Raw genomic sequence first — 19,807 nt, 5'->3', positions numbered from 1 at the left:
CAAGACGCACGGGGGGCTATGGTTTTGATTGGCCGGATCATGAGATGATTTTAGAGCAGGCAATAGATGAATGTAGAGAGATAAAAGAAGCTATTGACGATGCCGAACCACCGGAAAGAGTACAAGAAGAAATAGGGGATTTGCTCCATACGGCGATTTCGTTGTGTATTTTTTCAGGGTTGGATGTTGAGACAACGCTTAGCAAGACAAATGAAAAATTTGAGAAACGTATGAGAGCAATAAAAATGCTTACCAAAAAGCATAACCTGCCAAATCTGCAAGGACAATCCGTAGAATTGATGCTGAAGCTTTGGAAAGAAGCAAAAGAGATAACTAAAAATGTTAAACCCTAAAAGCATTCTTAAATTAATAATCTTTCTTAGTATATTGTTACTTACTTTATACGGAGTAAATTTTGCTTTGCATTGGCATAATCCCGACGTAAATAATGAAGTAGCTGATGATATAGGAATTTGTTTATATAAAAATGCTCATAAAAGCCTACAGGTTAATTCTATGGGAATAGCATTTAATATTTCCTATACCCCAAATGCTGAAAAAGACTGTTTTAATCCATCTTTCCCTATTATTCATACTAAAACAGATGCAAAACATAATACTTGGCTTTACATAGTTCGCACTGATTTGCTCGGATAAGGAATTACAAGAGTTTATAGACGGTGATATAAAACTCAATTACCCATTTTACACTTTAGAACAAGATTTTTATGATTCTCCTTTATGGTACTACACACTTTTCTCTAAACCTTTATCTTACTGGATCGGTCACGTTTATGCCATTAAAATTGATCATGAGCGTAAAACAATAAAAGTTATAGACGGTATCAAATGGGGGTTTAAGCTCTCGTATTTTCCCATTAAGCCGAGCATGATTTTACCATCGCCGCTTAGTTTAGAAGACTGGCAAGAGGATTGGAATATTTTTACAGAAGAATTAAAAGGATATACAACGAATTAAACTATCACTCAAAGATGATCTCTTTAAGATTTTTAAGAAATTTATTATTTACTCAAGTGGCATAATACGCTCAAAATATTCATCCCTTATTCCTAAAAACAAATCAAAAAAAGTAGAGCTAACTGCACTTTGTAAATGGCAATACTCTATTTTAGAATTTTTTATTGTCCACTTCTCCTCAAGTGCTTTACTTACTTTTTTATGTATATTATTTATAATTATACTAACGATGTTATCTGCACATCGTCTTTCAATGAGATATAATATATTCATATTTAGCAATTTGATGCCATATATCACTGACTTCTTTTTTCCATGATGAAGACCATTCGCCTTTAACTATATTTCGTACAGAATTTAAATATTCTTTTTTTTCTTCAATATCCATATTAGGCAAAAGATCCCATAAAACTTTGTTTGGATAATAGTCTGTTAATGCTTTTTCTTGATTGAATTTGAAGGCATCAAGACTGCTTGTTAAATAATACAAAATCTTTACGACCTAGATGTCCTACAATATGATCATTTAAATCTTCGTCCGGTGCTAAACTCGGTACAGAATATCCTTTTAAATATGGCTTTACAAATTCAAGGTCTTCAGAAGCAGAATGTTCTACTACACTTAATAAATATAAAGCATCTTTTAGAGTTAATTCTTCAATTGGCGGAGCTTTAATATTTTTATACAAAAATGTATCTATTAAAATACGTCTTTTTGTTTCTTCTTCAGTTTGTTTTTGCTGTTTTATAGATTTCTTACAATTATCACATGAACAACTAGAGTTATTGTTATGATTACATATAGGACCCAATAGAGCAAAACTCGTTTCTCCATAAACATAGCTATAATAATTTCTACTCTTTAGCTTAATAACTCAATTTGTATCTCGGTAGTATTTACAGAATAATTTATGATGCGTAACAAGCGGAAATAAACTAACTAAACTATTGGGAGATACATTAACATTACTTCTAATAAATTAGCTATTTTCTCATAGTTATAATAACGTTTTATTAAATCTTTGATTTGTTCTTCTGTTAAATGTGATAAATCTTTATGAGCCATAACTTAATATAAATTAATTGATTCTTAGGTATATAATTGTAACTTATAAAATTACAGCTGTAATAAAAAAACAATATAAATATACAACTATTTTTATTATAAAAGTAAAAATAGAAATTAAAAGACTATCAATATGAGGTAATTAGTAAACGATAAGCTTTGTAAAAAGCTTTTAGACTTTATAACTGTAATAACAAATGCATATGAAACTTTTAAATACTCGACAGTGGAAACCTTGATTACTATTTGGCTTTCCGGTTCGATAAACTACAAAAATTGGCTAACTGTCCAGACTAGAGCGTGGTAAGTTAGTATTACAGAAAAAAGATATTTTTGTTTAGGTAAAGTTGATGGTAATATTTTAACAGTCCGTTTTACATTCCGAGATAATCATATAAGAATTTTTAGAGCAGGATACTGGCGCAAAGGTAAGAGAATTTATGAGCAAGAGAATAAAATACACTGATGGGGAAATAGGGGAAGTAAAAATAGTAAAAGATTTCTTGCCGCACCCTAGAGAACTTTTATTAAAAGATGATTTAGTAAAAGTAACCATTTCTTTAAGTAAAGAGAGCGTAGAATTTTTTAAATCAGACGCAGCAACTGCACATGTTCCTTTATAAATATACTAAGTATTATAAAGAAAATAAACGAGCATAACATACTCTTCTGCTTTTAAGAATTGCTCTTTGTTATCTGCATGAATTCACGTACTCACTTATTAAGTATAAACTGTACACACTCACCATTTGATAACAAATTCAATTCTTGAAATCATGCGAGTATACCATAAACTGAGCTGGCGGAGAGAGGGGGATTCGAACCCCCGACACGTTGCCGTGAACACGCTTTCCAGGCGTGCGCCTTAAACCACTCGGCCATCTCTCCCAAATTTTTAGCATTGTCTGTATGGCTTCCTATGTCATTCTCACAAGGTATTGATGTTGTTGCATAGAGTAAAAAGCCTACTCGATATCATCCCAGCGGAAGTGAGGATCCCAAAAAATAAACCTATAAAAAACTTGTTTTTATAGGTTTTACTGGATTCCCGGTTTCTCGCTGGAATGACATAAAACAATCTATGCCACAAAGCCTTTAGTCGCTTGCAATGACGACTCGGGTATCCATACGACAAAGCTAAGACTTATTCTGAGAAAAAATATTATTAGCTTCTTCTAGCTCATTTTTAGTATTAACACCAACAATTAAATCATGATCAGTAGATAATAAATATGAAACTTTTTCACCGTGATTTTTACATATTTTTACTATTTCAGTTAAATAAACTTCCTTATGACCGTTAGTATTAGTAGCAAATAAAGGTAAGTATTTATTTAAAATTTCGCTACTGAAAGCCATAATACCTGAATTACAAAGCTTTATGTTTTTCTCTTCTGCGCTTGCATTTTTATGTTCGATTATCTCTAAAAATTCACCATTTTTATCAGTAGCTATTCTCCCATATTGAACCGGATTTGCTCTCTCAAAGCTTAAAGTCACTAATGCAGAATTAGTAAGGCTTAAATAAGCTATTAATTCATGCATAAGTTTTGGAGTAATAAGAGGATGATCAGCGTATAAAACTAATATTGTTTTATTTTTATTAATTAAATCTATTGCTGCATAAGTAGCATGAGCTGTGCCTTTAGGTTCTTCTTGCAGTACAAAGCGACACATATTTGCATAGGGCGTTAAATGTTTTTTAAGTTCTTCTGAATACACTATAATTACATCATTTGTAACGTTAAGCGAATTCTTTAATACCGTTTCAAGCATTGGAACTCCACCGACTTTATGCATTACTTTCGGTAAATCGGACTCCATTCTAGTACCTTTACCGGCTGCTAAAATAATTATTTGATAATTTGCATCGTTATAAGTCATGGTTCTCCTTGTATTATTTCGTAAACATCATCAGATAACTCATAATTCCCAAAAACTCTTTGCACATCATCGCTTTCTTCTAAAACTTCCACAAGCTTTAGTAATTTTTCGGCTTTTTCCTTATCATCTATAATTATTGTATTTAATGGGATCCAGCCTATATACGAATCTTCAGGTATGCCGTATTTGCCAGTTAAAAATTCTAGAACTTTAGAGAAATTTTCAATATCCGTATAGATTGTATGGGTGGTACCATCGGATATAATATCATGCCCCCCGGCTTCTATGACTGCCTCTAAAACATCTTCATTAGATGCTATATTTATTGGATACTGAATAACTCCGCAATGGTTGAATAAATAATTGACACTACCGGTTTCGCCTAAACTCCCACCATATTTAGTAAAACTAGAGCGTACTTCTGCAGCAGTGCGGTTTTTATTATCGGTTAAAGCTTCAACTATTATAGCAATACCATTCGGTGCATAACCTTCATATCTAATTTCCGTATAATTTTCGTTATTAGAAGAATCATTAGCACTATTAATAGCTTTATCTATTCTTTCTTTAGGGAGATTTTGACTACGTGCAGCGGTTAAAGCATTTCTAAGACGTGGATTATTTTCAGGGTTATTAGAAGAACCGGTTTTAGCTGCAGTAACTATTTCACGAATTAATTTAGTGAAAACTTTTGCTCTTTTTTTATCTTGAGCCCCTTTACGATGCTGAATATTTTTGAACTTTGAATGACCGGCCATATTTATTTCTTTTCTTTCAAAAGTAGTATTATATACTCTGAAGTAAAATGAAAAGTAATATACGAAGATCAACTGGAAAAAGAGCAAGGAGTCTGCAAACCGAGGAGCGGAGCATATAATAAACACTCAGCATCCGAGGACTTACAAAGACGACGTAGCTAATTTTTCAAGTTCATCGAGTATATTTTTTTTCTCCAAAAACGATTAATTAACCTTGTTTTGCTTTAAATCTTTTATTCTTTTTATTTATTACAAAAATTTTGCCTCTTCTTTTAACGATCTGACAATCTTTATCACGTTTTTTTAACGATTTTAATGAGCTAACAACTTTCATAAAATATACTTTTACATTTAATTTGGATTGATAATAAACATTTTTATTTAATCAGTCAATTAGGTTCTGTACTCTTGTAATAGAATAATCATAATTATGGCCATTTTTAGTTGCAAATTATAAGATTTTTTTGAAATATGAATAACTATTTCTGCAAAAATCTTATTAATTTTTGCTAAAAAATATCTCAAAATTATAATCATTAATCAAAAGTGTACAGGACCTAACAATTTTAAGTATTTTTAAAAAATACCATGTTTCGTGGTTTTTAACTATAAATTTAACCAATAATTACAAAGGGATCAAATTATGAATAAATATTCATTATATAACTTTACTCAAGAAACTATAAATGAAATCAAGCAAAATGGAAGAGAATGGAGTTTAAACAAACCATATTATGATGAATTTCTTGTTGAATTACCGAAATTAGTTCAAAAATTTGATCTATCTGAAATAATTACAAAAGTAGATTATAGATTATCCAGGTAAACATGTATCCATATTTAATGCAGTAGGGGAGCTAGTATCATATGCTCAACTTGCTAAATGGGCTGAGAATGCTATTAAAGATGAGCAGCAAGGTGAAAATGAAAAAGCTAATAATCAATGGAAAGCTATAAAAGCAGTATTAGAGCATGCTAAAACATCAGGTATAGATTATTGTAGTTTAATAAGAGGCTGGGAAAATAATAAAGGGGCAGCACAAGGCGATCAGATACTGAAACTTCTTTTAAACAAAGTGAAACAAAATATTGACTTAAGTATAGATGAACTGAAGATAGCTAAAATCATAATAGACGAAGCAGATAAAGGAGAATACGGCTTATACGCTATTCCAAATAATTATAAAAATAATGAAAATGCAAAACATGCAGCTAACGAACATAAAAAATGGTATGAAAGCGTAATTAAAGATGATGATTGTTCAATGTTAAGCTTTAAGCTATAGTGTGGATACAAGCTCTATATTGCAAGAAAAAGATCTAATTGATCTATCTGAGGATGATTCTACTATATCTCCAGAAATGTCAAAGGAACAAAATAATCTTAACGATCAACAACTTGCAGCTTTGGTTCATCAAGCAACTGCTCACGCTAACAGAGAGGAAATACCACATATACAACCTTCTACTAGTTCTAATAGAGGAGAGAGCGGTACAGAAGATACTATTTTAGGTATGCAAGCTAAGGATTTAGTAACATTAATTAATGCCGGAGTTCAAGTTTTAGATGGGACTACTAATCCTCAAGATGCTCAAGGTAGCACTGCTGAAGACTTTGTAACACAAGTAAGTAATCTTTTGCAAGCGACAGGAGGCGATATTAATAATTTGTTGGATATGGTACCCGATATATTAGGTAATCCTCAAAACACTAATGATGCTGCTTGGGATTTATATTAAATCCTTACCTCTTAAATGCTATAACTTCCCTTGCTTCATAAGATAAGTTATGGTAGGTTAGTTTATCTTATTGTAACTCAAGTTATTTTAGCGTTGCCGGTATGGTTTGGGAATTATGCCAAAATTGTTATTGCGAGCGACTACAAGGAGCGTGGCAATCCAGCAAAACAATAAAAAAATTCTGTAAATCAGAATTTTTTACTGGACTGCTTCGTCAATTACTCCGTAATTTTCCTCTCAATGACGTTAAAACCATACTACTCCTATTATTATCCTTTATCCTCTTCTCTAAGCCGGCTATTGCCGATCCTGAAATAGCTGAATCCTTTAAATGTTCAAAACTTTTTCCTTACTTTGAAAAAAAATTTAATATCCCATCTAATACGTTACATTCAATAGCTTTAAAAGAATCGGGAAAAAAACATACAACCCGTAAAATTAGAGTAGTATGGCCTTGGACAGTAAATGTTGAAGGAAAAGGCTATTATTTTAACACAAAAAGAGAAGCCGTAAGTTTTGTTAGAGTAGAGCTTATAAAAGGGCGAGAGAGTATTGATGTCGGATGCATGCAGATTAACTTAAGGCATCATTTAGGGGCTTTTAATTCCCTTGAACAGGCATTTGATCCAAATAATAACATTCGTTACGGTGCAGAATTTTTGCGTTCAAAATATGATCAGCTAGGGAGCTGGCACAAGGCGATAGCTCATTATCATTCGGCTACACATTCTTTAGGGTTTAAATATAAACAAGATGTAGTTAAAATAGCAAGTAATATGGCTCTTTATAAAGCATCCTTACATAGTTATCTAAATAATAATGAAGGGGCTTTAGAAGATACAATTCCAGTAAATAATAACAAAGTTCAAAAAAAATCACTTTTTAGTGGCAATAAAAGATACAGAAGTAGTATTATGATACCGGTTCCTGCTAAAATTAATTAATTCTATGAATATTAAATTAATTACATGTTTTTTAATATTAGTAAGTGCGGTAAAAGTAAATGCCGATTTTAACAATATTCAAGATAATTTTGAATATCAGGAAGAGCAATTAATAATAGAATTACCTTGGAGCGATTGTACCGCAATTCATAAATTATTAGAGGAAAAATTATCTTTTTCAGAACAACAAATAAAAAAAGAAAATAAAATTCGTGAGAAATATAAACAATTTTATTTAAAACATAATAATCCTACTAATTTTTCTATGCAATTTCTTGAGAAAAAATCTGAGACTAATGGAGTAGAAAGTTTAATATCAGGTTTTTTAAAATTTTGTGAAGATAATTTTCAAACTAGTAAAAGTAAATCTAATTCCCTAAATTATTATATTAAAAAACAACAAGACCAATGGTTTAATGATATAAGAAATGAGAATTACAAAATATATTATAGAAAAAAATACGAAGATAATATCTTTAGAAATAATTAATTAAGGCAACTATATATCTTGTATAATCTAAATTGTTTCGATAATTTTATATAAAATTGTGTTAGTATAGTTAAGTGTTAGATTTTAAAAGTGTTGTTGATTTATTCGAAACATTACCTACTGAACAAAAGTGCATAATTATTTTACTGATATACGTTGGGCTAACGGAGCTTATTGTCCGTATTGCGGCAACCAAAAGATTTTTCATTATGCGGATGGAACGAATCACAAATGTTAGGCATGTAAAAAGCGTTTTAGTATCAAAGTTGGCACAATTTTTGAAAATAGTCAGATTTCTTTAAAGAAATGGTTTACAGCAGTTTTGCAAGTTACTACGCAAAAAAAAGTTTATCATCGTTACAGCTTTCAAGAGATATTAATGTTACCCAAACAACTGCATGGTTTATGCTTCATAGGATTAGAGAAGTGACTAAACTAGAAAGTTTTAGTATTCCTTTAAAAAGTACTGTAGAAATAGATGAGACGTATATTGGTGGTAAAGAAAAGAACAAACATCAAAATAAAAAAACTAAAAGTACACAAGGTTGCAGCACAAAGACAAAAACCGTTGTAATCGGCATGATAGAGAGAAACGGTAACGCTAAGGCTCAAGTTATAACAAAGGTTAATTCAAAGACCATAGAAAAAATTGCAATAAATAATATTCTAATAGGGTCAACTATTTTATCTGATGAATGGGGAGCTTACAAGGTATTAGAAAAGTTATATAATCATGAATATATAAATCACGACTTAGGTAAATATATAAGAGAGTCTGTGTCCACAAACACGATAGAAAGCTTTTGGGCGTTGTTTAAGCGTGGTATAATCGGACTCTTATTCTATTAGAAAAAAACACATAGAGAGATATTTAAACGAGTTTGTATTTAGGTGCAACCATAAAAACTATAATGTAAGCAATATGTTTAATGCTATACTTTTAAATACAGGTAATTATTTCATTTTATAAAGCCTTGGTAGGTCGGTATGAAACTCAAAGTAGTTAAAAACGGAGAATTATCTTTTAACGAGGTTTTAGCAATGATAGGTCAAGCTCCGTTAAAAATTAATTCTCCAGAGATTGCAGAAGACAAAATCCCTAAACCATTTATAAAATTTATAAAATGGGCAGGGGAAAAAGAAGCCTTATCAAAGAGTTGTGCTTACGTTTACCTGCTAGTACAATAATCATTATGAGCCTTTAGGAGGAGCACTTTTTTTTGCACTCGTTCCAGACAAAGCTATTATATCAGATATAAACTTAGATTTCATACAAGGCAGTTAAGGATGAAGCTCGAGCATTAATTGAGCTGTTAGCTAAGCATAAAGCTAATCACTCTCAAGATTATTACTATGCTGTTAGAAAGAACGCAAATAGCGATAACCCTATTGAGATAGCAACACGTTTCATATACCTTAACAAGACTTGTTATAATGGTCTTTATAGAGTAAATAGCAAAGGAGAGTGCAACGTCCCGATGGGAGCTTATATGAATCCTAATATTCTTGATAAGGATAACATACTTGCGTGTAGTAAAGCTTTACAAAATGCTGAAATAATATATCAGGATTTCAGCAATATTTCGCCTAAGCCTAAAGATTTCGTTTATATAGACCCGCCATATCAACCTATTAATAATACTTCATTTACAAAATATACAAAGCTTGGCTTTACAGAGGCAGATCAGGTTAAGCTTTATGAAAAATGCAGAGCATTAAATAAGAAAGGTGTATATTTTATTTCAAATTCAGATAGCGATTTTATATTATATCATCCAGAACGTCACCCTAATTGCCTAGTTATAGAATCTAAGTGGCAACAATCAGGAGGATCGGTTGATGAAAAATATACTTATCTTGTGCTAAACATAAAAAAACAAGGAATTTATGATACTATAATAATAATTGATGGTGATGGATATAAAAAAGAAGCCTTGAAATGTTTCAAGGATCAAGTTGGCAGTAATTTAATAGAAGTGTTTAGTATGTCTGAATTTACATCTTGGGTAAATAAAAAGAAAATATAGGTTATACAAGTATATAATTCCCTTAATTTATTTCAGTACTTGATGCATATATTATTTAATTTATATTAACTGTTAATATACAGGGTTATTTATGTTAAAGAAATTTATATTAGTATTGTTGTGTATAAGTAGTTATAAATCTCTAGGAGAATCTAATAAGACCGAGAACAATGTTTCAGCGATAGAAAGAAAAAAAGTTTCTAGTAATGATAAACAACTAAAACCTGTCTACTTAGAGCATTTTGATCTAACTGCGGATTTAAATCCTACAGAAAAAAGCCTGTTGAGTTTAGAACCTTTATCACCTAATAATAACAATACGAAACCTATAATTGTGGATATTCAGGAGAATTTTGAAGGGCTAGATAGAGTTAAAGGGGATGATATTCGCACTGCAAGACAGAGAGAACTTGTTCAAAATAGTTTGCTAGGAGATTTTTTAGGGGGTTTTATTTCTCGACCGCCACCAACAATTTTAGGAGAGAAAATTCAAGATAGGAGAGGATTATATATTCAACAGACTAAAGCTAAAAAATCACCGAAATAATGCAGTAGAGGCGATAAGTAACAGCTTATTTATCAAGCATGCAGCTAATGATATAATAAGTCGATTAGGGATGATTGATAAGGATTTTTCGGATATTCTAGAAATATCGGCTAAATGCGGTTATCTTACGAGCTTACTAAAAAATGCTTATCGAAGTGCCGATATTACCGTAACAGATATGTCGCCTTTATTGCTTGATTCTTTTGAGCATAATCATAAATTATTAATCGATGATGAAGATTTAGCATTGCCAAAAGACTCTTTTGATTTAATTATTTATTCATTAGGGTTACACTGGATAAATGATGTACAACGCTTTTTATCTAATATAAGAATATTTTTAAAGTCTGACGGTATTTTTATCGGTAATTTTGTCGGAGGAAATAGCTTAAAGAATTTACGTAAATCCTTAATAGATGCCGAAATAGCAAGTGATTTTAAACACTCTCCTCATATTGCTCCTTTTATTCATTTTGATCATGTTCCGATTTTATTTTCGCAAGCAAGATTTGCCGAAGTAATTGTTGACTATGAAAATATAGAGCTAAAATTTGATAATCCTTTAGCTTTAATGAGAGAAATAAAAAATATAGGTGAGGCAAATTCACTAAATGCTAGTCATAATTATGCTATTTCTAAAAAGATGTTTTCTTTACTACAAAATTATACAAACGGCTTTGAAGATAATATTAATTTAATTAGTTTTATTGCTTCACCAAATAAGAATAGTATAAGATTAAAGTTGTTATAAAGGTTATAGTGGTGTATTTTAGCAGTATTACATCATTGCGAGGAAATTATGTAAGTAATTGACAAAGCAATCTCAGGATATTTGACAAGATTGCCACGCAGCCTATGGCTGCTTGCAATGACGATCCAACAATTTATTAAGGTCAAACAAATATGCAAGAATTTGATTTAGTGGTAATAGGTAGCGGTCCAGCCGGTTATACAGGCAGTATTAGGGCTGCTCAACTTGGTATGAAAGTAGCGTGTATTGAGAAAAGCGATACTCTTGGCGGCACTTGTTTAAATATAGGATGCATACCATCGAAAGTTTTACTGAATTCTTCCGAAAAATATGAAGCAGCTCTAAAACATTTTGAGAATATAGGTATTACTGCGGATGTAAAACTAGACTTACAAAAAATGCTAGCTAATAAAGATAAAGTAGTTCTTGATCTCACAAAAGGTATAGAAAGTCTCTTTGCCAAAAACAAAGTTACTAGGATAAAAGGTGAAGCTAAAATTAGCTCTAGTAATATCGTTGAAGTAAATAAAGAGCAAATTAAAGCCAAAAATATCCTAATTACTACAGGTTCCAGCGTCATAGAAATACCGAATATCAAAATAGACGAAGAATTTATTGTTTCATCTACCGGTGCTTTGAAACTTTCTAAAGTACCTGAGAACTTAATAGTAGTCGGCGGAGGGTATATAGGCTTAGAACTTGGTTCAGTTTGGCGTCGTTTGGGAGCTAAAGTAACGGTTATTGAGTATGCACCGAGCATTGTACCTATGCTTGATAAAGAAATTGCTACACAATTTATGAAACTACAGCAAAAACAAGGTATAGAGTTTAAACTGAATACTAAAGTGCTATCTGCTGAAGTAAAGTCAGGAAAAGTAAATCTGACAATAGAGGAGGACGGTAAGAGTTTAGTAGTAACAAGCGATGTTGTGTTGATGGCGGTAGGCAGAAAAGCCTATACGCAAAATCTAGGGCTTGAGTCTGTCGGTATTATTACGGATAAGCAAGGTAGCATTGAGATTAATGACCGGTTCCAAACAGCAATTTCAAATATTTATGCAGTCGGTGATGTGGTAAAAGGAGCTATGCTTGCTCATAAAGCCGAGGAAGAGGCTGTAGCTGCCGTAGAAATTATGGCAGGGCAGGCAGGACATGTTAACTATAACTTAATTCCAAGCGTAATATATACTTATCCTGAAGTAGCAAGCGTCGGTGAAACGGAAGAACAGCTAAAAGAAAAAGGCATTAATTATAAAGTCGGTAAGTTTCCGTTTTTAGCAAATAGTAGAGCAAGAGCAATCGGTAGTACGGAAGGTATGGTTAAGATCCTTGCCGATAGTAAAACCGATAGGGTTTTAGGAGCTCATATTATAGGAGCTGATGCAGGTACATTAATTGCCGCGCTTACGGCTTATATGGAATTCGGAGCAGCTTCAGAAGATATAGCAAGAACCTGCCACGCTCACCCAACTTTAAGCGAGGCTATAAAAGAGGCAGCACTTAGTGTAGATAAGAGGACTATTAATATGTGATATATTTCTACGTCATTGCAAGGAAAAACTGTAAGTTTTGACGAAGCAATCTCAAGCGTCCTGCTTTATGAGATTACCACGCTCCTTGCAGTCGCGGCGTTGTTGCATGGCTTGAAAAACCAGTTCGGTGTCATACCGTGGCTTGACCACGGTATCCAGTAAAACCACTCAAAATACTAATATTATTAGTATTTTTAACTAGATCCCACGAACAAGTCGTGGGATGACAGAGATGAAGCGAGCCATACCACAAGGCCTTCAGTCGCTCGCAATATTTAAGGATATTTATGACCAAACAAGAGCTGCGTCTTTATTTCAAAGAATTTTTAATAAAAAACCAAGATAAGATTAATTCCGATTTAGTCAAAAACTCTCTAATCAATAAAATTAGCCGGTTATTACAGGAGTTAAAAGTAAAGACAGTAGGACTTTACTTTCCTCTAAAATACGAAATTAACTTACTTGAAATAACAAACTTACATCCTGAAATAAGATTCTTCCTACCGAAAATCATAAAAAATGAGATAAAATATTGTTCTTATCATTATAACGATCAATTGGCTTTAGGGGCTTTTAAAACCTATGAACCTATAAATAATGATTTTTTTATTCCTGAGTTAGTTATTATCCCAGGACTTGCGTTTAGTAAGGAGGGTTATAGACTTGGATACGGCCAAGGACATTTTGACCGATATCTTAATAATAACCGAAATATATTAACCGCCGGAGTTTGTTTAAAAGAACAATTAATAGATAATTTTCTGATTGAATCTCATGATCGTAAGCTTAAATTTATGATTTCGGTATAATAACCTTAACTTTTTATTGTATAAAATATTAATTTATATTTTTTTATAAAAATCAACTTAGGGTAAAATGGTTGATATAATAAAAAAATTGTCGTATTGATCGGTGTACCTTTTGCTTTTTTTGCACAAGCAGTTGGAGATTGGCTAGAAACAGGACAAATATCCGGCGATACTCAGACTGGAGATATTTGCTTTCAATTAGCATTAGTAGGGACACTTATCATAGCCCAGGCATTTAGTAACTTGCCTGATTATGTATACAACGAATATGTCAAAGTAGTACAAGATAGTGAGATACAAGTTACATTAGTTGGCTAATTTTTTTCTATTCATAATAGGCTACAAGTTATTCGATTTATAGTTTTTTTCTTATAAGTTATTACACAAACTTATTATTTCATCTTTATATTTTTGTTTGTGTAAATATTTGCTTTTTAAATTTAGATTTTTAAAATCCTTGTGATTCAATGGCGGGTATTTACTAAGCTTTATTAAATCTTCATCTAAAATAAAATGCTTACGAGGAATATTTATAGTTTGTGCATTCTCTTCACGATAAGCTGCAAGCATTTGAATTTTGTGATTAAAACTCTTATCATCACTTCCATATTTTATTTTTTTCCAAGCATCTTTCGGCTCAACCTTATAATTTCTAACATCTAATAAAGCACTAAGAGTAGTTTGATATTTATTAGTTAAATTATTTCTAACAATTATATTATTTACCTCTTTATATATCTTATACAAATACTCCACGTCTAACATTGCATAATTTAACATATCACTAGTAATAGGGCGTTTTAGCCAGTTAGATTTTTGGTGGGTTTTATCGATAGTAATACCGATTAGCTTATAGCAAAGGTCATCATAGCTTAGCTGTTTACCGAATCCGCAAATATTTGCTGCAATTTGTATATCAAAAACATTAGCAGGTAGTGTTTTAAATAAATTATAGAAAATCTCTAAATCTTCACGAGGAGCATGAAATATTTTAGTAATATTATTATCTGCAAGCAGCTTATTAAAAATATTCAGATCTAAATTGCTTAATGCATCAATTATTCCGCAATATTCTTCTGCTTTAACTTGAATTATACTAAGCTGAGCATAATAAGTATAGCGACGCTCAAATTCCGTATCTATGCTTAAGCATGCCTTATTTGCTAACCGGTTACAAAATTCTTCTAATGTTTTTTGATTATCGATAATTTGCATAGAAGCTATTTATAAAGCTCCGATAATTTTTAAGAAAAGATTAGTATGAGATAACGACAGAACCACTTCAAGACCGATTAAAATAATAATAATCCACTCAAGTTTGGTGGAATGTTTATAATTAAGATCGTTTGAAAGAATGTTTAAAAGCTCGTGAATCATATTAAGACGATGATTCATTATATTTTGCCGTATTTCTATGTCTTGAAACTCTGCTGTCATGAGATATAGAGGCTCATAACTCGGACGACGCCAAAAAAATTCTGGAGTATCGAATATATCGCTATGCAAACTGATTGAATAACGCTCGTTAAATAATATACCTATTTGCTGTAATATCTCCTTTTTAGAAAGCGATACGCTACCGGTTCTAGCTAGTTCCTGTTGTATAGGGGTTGTCTGAACAATCAAGTTACTAACAGATTGCTCAAGAACGCTAAGTTTAACCGATTGTGCAAGAGCATGGGAAATAGAAAGTTTAACAAAAACTGATTTATCTGCTAAGATTATTTTATTTTTTTCTTCATCAATAAATGTTTTCTTGACTTTCGTATTATATTCAAAATAAATATAATCGGATACCGGCTCTTTAAGCTTATTTACTGGTACTAAATCAGTATCGCTTAAAACTATTTTTTCTTGAATTTCATCGCCGCCCCAAATAGTTACACAACCAAACGGAAAGAAAAATATCTCTATAAAATCAGAATCTTTATTTATCTCTTTCCGAATATATAAAACATCATCAAAATGTTGAGGTTCAAGACCAATCTTTTTTAAATTAGTAACTAGATCACTCATCTTATATTCGGAAGAAGTACAGTAAGATGAACATCTCATGATTATTACGTTTAATTTATATAAATTTAGAGTATAGTAGTTAGGAACCTATAAAGTCAATAATATTATAATTATGTATGAAATATTAAGTAATAGAGACGTTATCAAAATAATAGGTTTCGATTCCGTAAAGTTCCTACAAAATCTCATTACTAACGATATTTGTAAGAGTATAGTCAATTCAGTTGAATTCGGATACAAGGAGCGAGGAGCGAAGCCTATAATAATAGGCGAGACGACGAGTAACGCAGTAGGCGAGTCCAAATCAATTGACTATAATTATTGCTATACTTATTTGCTTAATAATCAAGGAAGATATTTATTTGATTTTTTCGTGTATGTTCATAACCCTGAGGAAATTTACCTTGATATTGATAAAAGTAATAAAGCTGCTTTGATAGAGTATTTAAACTTCTATAAATTTCGCTCAAAAATACAAGTAATAGATTGTAGTAACGAATATAAAGTTATCTACTCACTTCAAAAATTAGATATAGATTCGCTAATTACGGTTCGTGATCCTCGTTATGCTAAGCTTGGTTTCCGCTCAATAAATAAGCTCGATGTCATACCGCTGTGCGGTATCCAGACAATAATTAAAAAAGACTGGACCCCGTGGTCAAGCCACAGGGTGACAGAGGGGGAACCGCCCCCCTCAACAACATCTCCCTGCGAAAACGGGAATCCAATATACCTAGAAGATAAATATAATTTTGCAATAATAGATGGTGTGGAAGATTTAATCACAGATAAATCTATTCCAAATATGTATGGTGCTGAGGAGTTAAATGCAATTAGTTTTGATAAAGGTTGTTATGTCGGGCAGGAAGTGATTTCAAGGGCTAAATATCAAGGAGTTATAAGAAGAAAGATATATAAAATTACAGCAGATGAAGATTTATCTTCATTAGTTAAAGATGAAGAAATACTCGCAGATAACAATAAAATCGGCGTAATATGCTCAAGTTATCACAATAAAGCAATTGCCTTAATCAGAGAAGAAAAATATCTTGCCGATAAAGAAGCTGATGTTACCGTTAAAGGGATTAAAATCAACTTATCTCTCGCACCTTGGTATTAAATAATAGTTAATTTTTTAATAATTACTTGACATTGATCAAGTTTTCATGTATTATTATAATTATAAATAGACACAAAAGACACAAACCATATTTCATGGTATTTTTTATAAAAAATTAATATAAATTGGAGACTTTTATGTATACACCTTTTCAATTATTAACTTCAGGAAACATACAATTAATACCGGCTATATTAAACAGAACTAATGTTAACAACAAACTTAATATTTTTGAAGCTCTTTGTAGTTTAATACCTCAACAATAAGATCAGAATGTTAAAAATGTTTTAGAAAATATTGCTGTACAGATATTAAACAAAATGATCCTCATCCCTGACACTAATTGGGATAAGAAAGATACAAACGGTAATACTATACTTGAATGGGGTATTTGGAGTAATAGCTCCAATGTTATTGATGTATTTCATCATAACCCTGCACTTATGGCAAAATTTGTTTCAACTGAGAAAGCACAAATTCATAATTTTTTCCGTGTTGCTATGGAGTCGCATATTTCTGATGATTTCCGTAAGACACAAATTGAAAAATTTACACAATTAGGTTTAGATATTAATGATCTTGGTCAAGATAATCATATTGCTTTATATTCTACAATAAATATCAGCTTATTACAAAGTATAATGCTAGCAACCCAAAACTGCCAACTCTAAAAGCATTATTAAATAAAGAAAACAAGCCACCGTTTGATCCAAGTATCAAGATGGTAGGTAATAAAAACTGCAGCAGATGTATGAGAAGAGAAAAAAACAGCTATAGTTGATGACAATGATTGTCATAATGCACTTGATGAGTACACAACTTGGTATAATAACGATTATACTGTAGCATCATTAGGTCAGGGCAGTAGAAGTTTAATCTTTATGAATAAAAATGAGTCTTGTATGTCATTCCTAGCTAAAAGCGGCCTTATTGCATGGCTCGTTTATGTCATGCCCGCAGAAGCAGGAATTTCAGCATAAAGCGAGCTTTAAAAAAATCTTTTAAAAAGTTTTGAAGTACTGGATTCCCGCCTACGCGGGAATGACATCGAGTCTTATGACACCCATGTGTATTCGTAGGAATGACATACTTTTTTAACTCCACAAAAATATTGTTTGTTTCTTTTTTTATCTTTATTATTATTTGCATAGAAAATCCCTATAACTTAACTCTATGCCAAATATAGATCTCCTTATTTTTACTAGCTTTTTAGCGATTAATTTGCTAGTTGGACTTCTAAATATCACAAATATAAAAAATATTTGCGAATATGCGATAGGAACAAGGAATTTTTCTACAGGTACAATAGTCGCAACTCTTATTGCTACTTGGATCGGTACTAGTACTTTTTTAATCGATAATTCAAGAATATATACGGACGGATTATTGTACTTATTACCTAGTATATTCGGTAGCGTTGTTAGTTGGTTATTAATTAGTGACTTTATAGCTCCTCGCTTTGAGAATTTTTTGGGTAGCTTATCGGCAGCAGAAATAATAGGGGAGGCGTATGGTAACAAAGTTCGTATTCTTACGTCGATAGTTAGTATATTAATGTCTATAGGTAGGATTGCCATGCAATTCCACGTAGCAAGTTTAATATTACAGCTATTCTTTAACATTTCAAATTTTTACATAGATTTATGTATTGCCACTGTAATAATAAGCTATTCTGCTTTTGGCGGTGTAAAATCGGTTACTTTTACCGAAGCCGTACAGTTTTTTACTTATAGTGCAATTATTCCAGTAATAGGAATTGTCGTATGGAATGTTTTTAGCGATCCGCATATAGTTATAGACTCAAATGTACAAACTCGTCTTACTGATTTACAAGGATTGTTTCACTATACTAGTCCTAAATTTTGGATTTCTTTAAATATTTTTATATATTTTGTGATTCCGTCACTTGGTCCTTCAATTTTTCAAAGAATATTGATGGCAGAAGACACAAGGCAAATATCACGAATATTTTTTATTTCGGCAGTTATTTGTCTTTTTTTATCCGTTTTATTCATTTGGATTGCAATATTATTATTGTCTCAAGATCCGGTAGTTAACACCAATGAATTGTTTTTACGGATCATTAAAAGTTATATAGGATTTAAGGGGTTAATAGTCGGCGTTATTATGGCAATGATAATCGCAAGTACACACTCTTATATTAACGTTGCAGTGGTAACTTTTACTAATGACATCATTAAAAAAGCTTCATTAAATGCAATTACTATAGGATTAATAGGTTTTATTATATCGCTCTACACTAAAGATTTAATAAATCTATTTTTATTATTGACTAGCATCTATTTACCGCTAATCACTTTGCCGTTAATTTTGTTAATATACGGTTTTAAATCAAGTGCCAAAAGTTTTTTTATCGGTATGATTACTGCAATATTAACTATTATATTGTGGCAAATATTTTCTTTAAGAGCAGTTCTAGGTATTTATCCGATACTACCCGCAACTATTGTAAATTTACTCTTTTTCCTTGGAAGCCATTATATTTTAAAGCAACCCGGAGGGTTTAGTTCTTTAAAAGAGCCGCTAACCGTTAAAATAATCAGGCAAGAGAGAGAAAGAAAAGGTTTGACTTTATTTCGTGATCTTAAGAATTTTAACATCTTTAAATATTGGGAAAGTACCCTACCAAATCAAGAAATTACTTATAGTTATGTCGGTATATTTATTTTAATATCGATGTTCTCATCTTTATATATCACATCAGGTAGCAGAATAATGAACCATTTGGAGATATATAATATTATTTACCATACCACACTTATAACTGCTGCAATATTAATTACTTATCCTTTATGGTCTTTAAAGTTTCAAAATAATTATATTATATCTTTATCTTGGTTTGTGGCTACTTTCGTTATATTAATATTTTTCGGTAGTTTACTTGTTATATATCAAGTAGTTTTGATCAACTGCAATTAATGTGTTTGATAATTAACTTACTTATAATTGCAACGATATTCAGGTGGCAAGCTACTTTACTACTTATGACCGTTACGTTTGCTAGTATAGAGCTTTATAAATATTTTATGGATGAGAAGTTATTAATTAGCATAGATAGTTTTCAATTCAAAGTAGTATATTCCTAACCTTATTTAGTAGCCTTTTAATAGTATGCTTAAAACC

At 31.4% G+C, this 19,807-nt stretch carries 29 protein-coding genes, 1 tRNA gene and 1 pseudogene; 21 read left to right on the top strand and 10 right to left on the bottom strand.

Features of this window, described 5'->3' with window-relative positions; genetic code table 11:
- The first annotated feature begins 44 nt into the window (after positions 1–44).
- Positions 45–353 carry a MazG nucleotide pyrophosphohydrolase domain-containing protein gene (locus RSL_RS04065; RefSeq protein ID WP_014273570.1) on the top strand — a complete coding sequence of 103 codons (309 nt, stop codon included), beginning with the start codon at positions 45–47 and terminating at the stop codon, positions 351–353.
- Positions 340–657 carry a hypothetical protein gene (locus RSL_RS04060; RefSeq protein ID WP_014273569.1) on the top strand — a complete coding sequence of 106 codons (318 nt, stop codon included), beginning with the start codon at positions 340–342 and terminating at the stop codon, positions 655–657. The genes RSL_RS04065 and RSL_RS04060 overlap by 14 nt, the downstream gene beginning before the upstream one ends.
- A 370-nt stretch (positions 658–1,027) precedes the next feature.
- Here the strand turns inward: RSL_RS04060 and RSL_RS04055 are convergent, their stop codons facing one another.
- The 4 genes from RSL_RS04055 to RSL_RS10495 form a co-directional block, all read right to left on the bottom strand.
- Positions 1,028–1,252 carry a hypothetical protein gene (locus tag RSL_RS04055; RefSeq protein ID WP_014419847.1) on the bottom strand — a complete coding sequence of 75 codons (225 nt, stop codon included), beginning with the start codon at positions 1,250–1,252 and terminating at the stop codon, positions 1,028–1,030.
- On the bottom strand, positions 1,230–1,376 hold the full coding sequence (locus RSL_RS09095; protein ID WP_155809233.1) for a hypothetical protein: 147 nt from the start codon (positions 1,374–1,376) through the stop codon (positions 1,230–1,232). Before RSL_RS09095 ends, RSL_RS04055 begins: the two co-directional genes overlap by 23 nt.
- Positions 1,377–1,443: 67 nt before the next feature.
- A complete protein-coding gene (locus RSL_RS04045) occupies positions 1,444–1,791 on the bottom strand; it encodes a hypothetical protein (RefSeq protein WP_014419845.1) in 348 nt (115 codons plus the stop codon).
- Positions 1,792–1,919: 128 nt separating this feature from the next.
- Positions 1,920–2,045 (bottom strand): hypothetical protein, encoded by a 126-nt coding sequence (locus tag RSL_RS10495; RefSeq protein ID WP_014419844.1) that lies wholly within the window; start codon positions 2,043–2,045, stop codon positions 1,920–1,922.
- 358 nt (positions 2,046–2,403) lie between these two features.
- Here RSL_RS10495 and RSL_RS04040 point away from each other — a divergent pair.
- Positions 2,404–2,705 (top strand): annotated as a pseudogene (locus RSL_RS04040) (BrnT family toxin).
- Between the two features lie 140 nt (positions 2,706–2,845).
- Here the strand turns inward: RSL_RS04040 and RSL_RS04035 are convergent.
- The 4 genes from RSL_RS04035 to ykgO all read right to left on the bottom strand — a co-directional run bounded on the left by RSL_RS04035 (position 2,846) and on the right by ykgO (position 5,021).
- A tRNA-Ser gene (locus RSL_RS04035) sits at positions 2,846–2,933 on the bottom strand.
- A 249-nt stretch (positions 2,934–3,182) separates the two neighbouring features.
- Complete coding sequence (locus tag RSL_RS04030) at positions 3,183–3,929, bottom strand: sugar phosphate nucleotidyltransferase (protein WP_004998219.1); 747 nt, start codon at positions 3,927–3,929, stop codon at positions 3,183–3,185.
- Positions 3,926–4,687 carry a YebC/PmpR family DNA-binding transcriptional regulator gene (locus tag RSL_RS04025; protein ID WP_014273567.1) on the bottom strand — a complete coding sequence of 254 codons (762 nt, stop codon included), beginning with the start codon at positions 4,685–4,687 and terminating at the stop codon, positions 3,926–3,928. The genes RSL_RS04030 and RSL_RS04025 overlap by 4 nt, the downstream gene beginning before the upstream one ends.
- A 208-nt stretch (positions 4,688–4,895) precedes the next feature.
- The gene (ykgO, locus tag RSL_RS04020) at positions 4,896–5,021 is read right to left on the bottom strand and encodes a type B 50S ribosomal protein L36 (RefSeq protein WP_004998227.1); all 126 of its coding nucleotides are present in this window, start codon (positions 5,019–5,021) and stop codon (positions 4,896–4,898) included.
- Positions 5,022–5,330: 309 nt separating this feature from the next.
- Here ykgO and RSL_RS04015 point away from each other — a divergent pair, with 309 nt between their 5' ends.
- The 14 genes from RSL_RS04015 (at position 5,331) to RSL_RS03955 (ending at position 13,845) form a co-directional block, all read left to right on the top strand.
- A complete protein-coding gene (locus RSL_RS04015; RefSeq protein WP_014419843.1) occupies positions 5,331–5,513 on the top strand; it encodes a hypothetical protein in 183 nt (60 codons plus the stop codon).
- A 250-nt stretch (positions 5,514–5,763) separates the two neighbouring features.
- Positions 5,764–5,973 carry a hypothetical protein gene (locus tag RSL_RS04010; RefSeq protein WP_014419842.1) on the top strand — a complete coding sequence of 70 codons (210 nt, stop codon included), beginning with the start codon at positions 5,764–5,766 and terminating at the stop codon, positions 5,971–5,973.
- A gap of 1 nt (position 5,974) precedes the next feature.
- Positions 5,975–6,427: a hypothetical protein gene (locus tag RSL_RS04005; RefSeq protein WP_014273565.1), complete on the top strand. Its 453-nt coding sequence runs from the start codon at positions 5,975–5,977 to the stop codon at positions 6,425–6,427.
- A gap of 101 nt (positions 6,428–6,528) precedes the next feature.
- On the top strand, positions 6,529–7,371 hold the full coding sequence (locus RSL_RS04000; protein WP_014273564.1) for a lytic transglycosylase domain-containing protein: 843 nt from the start codon (positions 6,529–6,531) through the stop codon (positions 7,369–7,371).
- Positions 7,372–7,375: 4 nt separating this feature from the next.
- Complete coding sequence (locus RSL_RS03995) at positions 7,376–7,861, top strand: DUF2532 domain-containing protein (protein WP_014273563.1); 486 nt, start codon at positions 7,376–7,378, stop codon at positions 7,859–7,861.
- 130 nt (positions 7,862–7,991) lie between these two features.
- On the top strand, positions 7,992–8,099 hold the full coding sequence (locus RSL_RS10885; RefSeq protein WP_100206898.1) for a transposase: 108 nt from the start codon (positions 7,992–7,994) through the stop codon (positions 8,097–8,099).
- 68 nt (positions 8,100–8,167) lie between these two features.
- Positions 8,168–8,710 carry an IS1595 family transposase gene (locus RSL_RS03990; protein ID WP_014273562.1) on the top strand — a complete coding sequence of 181 codons (543 nt, stop codon included), beginning with the start codon at positions 8,168–8,170 and terminating at the stop codon, positions 8,708–8,710.
- Between the two features lie 138 nt (positions 8,711–8,848).
- Positions 8,849–9,049 carry a hypothetical protein gene (locus RSL_RS03985; protein ID WP_014419841.1) on the top strand — a complete coding sequence of 67 codons (201 nt, stop codon included), beginning with the start codon at positions 8,849–8,851 and terminating at the stop codon, positions 9,047–9,049.
- Between the two features lie 77 nt (positions 9,050–9,126).
- Entirely contained in the window at positions 9,127–9,888 is a 762-nt protein-coding gene (locus RSL_RS03980; protein ID WP_081463615.1) for a Dam family site-specific DNA-(adenine-N6)-methyltransferase, read from the top strand.
- 91 nt (positions 9,889–9,979) lie between these two features.
- On the top strand, positions 9,980–10,435 hold the full coding sequence (locus tag RSL_RS03975) for a hypothetical protein (protein ID WP_014273561.1): 456 nt from the start codon (positions 9,980–9,982) through the stop codon (positions 10,433–10,435).
- 31 nt (positions 10,436–10,466) lie between these two features.
- Positions 10,467–11,186, top strand: coding sequence for a methyltransferase domain-containing protein (locus RSL_RS03970; protein ID WP_228368922.1), 720 nt, complete (start codon positions 10,467–10,469; stop codon positions 11,184–11,186).
- Between the two features lie 152 nt (positions 11,187–11,338).
- A complete protein-coding gene (gene lpdA, locus RSL_RS03965) occupies positions 11,339–12,718 on the top strand; it encodes a dihydrolipoyl dehydrogenase (protein WP_014273560.1) in 1,380 nt (459 codons plus the stop codon).
- Between the two features lie 287 nt (positions 12,719–13,005).
- Positions 13,006–13,527 (top strand): 5-formyltetrahydrofolate cyclo-ligase, encoded by a 522-nt coding sequence (locus tag RSL_RS03960; RefSeq protein ID WP_012150945.1) that lies wholly within the window; start codon positions 13,006–13,008, stop codon positions 13,525–13,527.
- Between the two features lie 96 nt (positions 13,528–13,623).
- Complete coding sequence (locus RSL_RS03955) at positions 13,624–13,845, top strand: hypothetical protein (RefSeq protein ID WP_014273558.1); 222 nt, start codon at positions 13,624–13,626, stop codon at positions 13,843–13,845.
- Between the two features lie 51 nt (positions 13,846–13,896).
- On the opposite strand, the gene RSL_RS03950 is transcribed toward RSL_RS03955, so the two are convergent.
- A complete protein-coding gene (locus RSL_RS03950) occupies positions 13,897–14,742 on the bottom strand; it encodes a ribonuclease D (RefSeq protein ID WP_014273557.1) in 846 nt (281 codons plus the stop codon).
- A gap of 9 nt (positions 14,743–14,751) precedes the next feature.
- The gene (locus RSL_RS03945) at positions 14,752–15,543 is read right to left on the bottom strand and encodes an RMD1 family protein (RefSeq protein WP_014273556.1); all 792 of its coding nucleotides are present in this window, start codon (positions 15,541–15,543) and stop codon (positions 14,752–14,754) included.
- 112 nt (positions 15,544–15,655) lie between these two features.
- Between RSL_RS03945 and ygfZ the strand changes: the two genes are divergently transcribed.
- The 4 genes from ygfZ to RSL_RS10000 all read left to right on the top strand — a co-directional run bounded on the left by ygfZ (position 15,656) and on the right by RSL_RS10000 (position 19,603).
- Positions 15,656–16,663, top strand: a complete 1,008-nt coding sequence (gene ygfZ / locus RSL_RS03940) for a CAF17-like 4Fe-4S cluster assembly/insertion protein YgfZ (protein WP_014273555.1) — start codon at positions 15,656–15,658, stop codon at positions 16,661–16,663.
- Between the two features lie 137 nt (positions 16,664–16,800).
- A complete protein-coding gene (locus RSL_RS10490; RefSeq protein ID WP_014273554.1) occupies positions 16,801–16,929 on the top strand; it encodes a hypothetical protein in 129 nt (42 codons plus the stop codon).
- Between the two features lie 54 nt (positions 16,930–16,983).
- Entirely contained in the window at positions 16,984–17,334 is a 351-nt protein-coding gene (locus tag RSL_RS03935) for a hypothetical protein (RefSeq protein WP_014273553.1), read from the top strand.
- Between the two features lie 502 nt (positions 17,335–17,836).
- Positions 17,837–19,603, top strand: a complete 1,767-nt coding sequence (locus RSL_RS10000; protein WP_233417483.1) for a sodium:solute symporter family protein — start codon at positions 17,837–17,839, stop codon at positions 19,601–19,603.
- Positions 19,604–19,807 lie beyond the last annotated feature (204 nt).

The sequence above is a fragment of the Rickettsia slovaca 13-B genome (genome assembly GCF_000237845.1).
Taxonomy (GTDB): domain Bacteria; phylum Pseudomonadota; class Alphaproteobacteria; order Rickettsiales; family Rickettsiaceae; genus Rickettsia; species Rickettsia rickettsii.
The sequence above is the reverse complement of the archived record's forward strand: the minus strand, read 5'-3'. Positions and strand labels throughout refer to the sequence as shown.

Bases quoted from the DNA above. Each gene is read 5' to 3' on its own strand.
- RSL_RS03990 (WP_014273562.1), top strand. From the start codon at position 8,168: ATGGTTTACAGCAGTTTTGCAAGTTACTACGCAAAAAAAAGTTTATCA.
- RSL_RS03995 (WP_014273563.1), top strand. From the start codon at position 7,376: ATGAATATTAAATTAATTACATGTTTTTTAATATTAGTAAGTGCGGTA.
- RSL_RS04055 (WP_014419847.1), bottom strand. From the start codon at position 1,252: ATGAATATATTATATCTCATTGAAAGACGATGTGCAGATAACATCGTT.
- RSL_RS03985 (WP_014419841.1), top strand. From the start codon at position 8,849: ATGAAACTCAAAGTAGTTAAAAACGGAGAATTATCTTTTAACGAGGTT.
- RSL_RS04015 (WP_014419843.1), top strand. From the start codon at position 5,331: ATGAATAAATATTCATTATATAACTTTACTCAAGAAACTATAAATGAA.
- RSL_RS03975 (WP_014273561.1), top strand. From the start codon at position 9,980: ATGTTAAAGAAATTTATATTAGTATTGTTGTGTATAAGTAGTTATAAA.
- RSL_RS03950 (WP_014273557.1), bottom strand. From the start codon at position 14,742: ATGCAAATTATCGATAATCAAAAAACATTAGAAGAATTTTGTAACCGG.
- lpdA (WP_014273560.1), top strand. From the start codon at position 11,339: ATGCAAGAATTTGATTTAGTGGTAATAGGTAGCGGTCCAGCCGGTTAT.
- RSL_RS03960 (WP_012150945.1), top strand. From the start codon at position 13,006: ATGACCAAACAAGAGCTGCGTCTTTATTTCAAAGAATTTTTAATAAAA.
- RSL_RS04060 (WP_014273569.1), top strand. From the start codon at position 340: ATGTTAAACCCTAAAAGCATTCTTAAATTAATAATCTTTCTTAGTATA.
- RSL_RS10490 (WP_014273554.1), top strand. From the start codon at position 16,801: ATGTATACACCTTTTCAATTATTAACTTCAGGAAACATACAATTAATA.
- RSL_RS10000 (WP_233417483.1), top strand. From the start codon at position 17,837: ATGCCAAATATAGATCTCCTTATTTTTACTAGCTTTTTAGCGATTAAT.
- RSL_RS04030 (WP_004998219.1), bottom strand. From the start codon at position 3,929: ATGACTTATAACGATGCAAATTATCAAATAATTATTTTAGCAGCCGGT.
- RSL_RS04000 (WP_014273564.1), top strand. From the start codon at position 6,529: ATGGTTTGGGAATTATGCCAAAATTGTTATTGCGAGCGACTACAAGGA.
- RSL_RS04025 (WP_014273567.1), bottom strand. From the start codon at position 4,687: ATGGCCGGTCATTCAAAGTTCAAAAATATTCAGCATCGTAAAGGGGCT.
- ykgO (WP_004998227.1), bottom strand. From the start codon at position 5,021: ATGAAAGTTGTTAGCTCATTAAAATCGTTAAAAAAACGTGATAAAGAT.
- ygfZ (WP_014273555.1), top strand. From the start codon at position 15,656: ATGTATGAAATATTAAGTAATAGAGACGTTATCAAAATAATAGGTTTC.
- RSL_RS03945 (WP_014273556.1), bottom strand. From the start codon at position 15,543: ATGAGTGATCTAGTTACTAATTTAAAAAAGATTGGTCTTGAACCTCAA.
- RSL_RS10495 (WP_014419844.1), bottom strand. From the start codon at position 2,045: ATGGCTCATAAAGATTTATCACATTTAACAGAAGAACAAATCAAAGAT.
- RSL_RS04065 (WP_014273570.1), top strand. From the start codon at position 45: ATGATTTTAGAGCAGGCAATAGATGAATGTAGAGAGATAAAAGAAGCT.
- RSL_RS03935 (WP_014273553.1), top strand. From the start codon at position 16,984: ATGATCCTCATCCCTGACACTAATTGGGATAAGAAAGATACAAACGGT.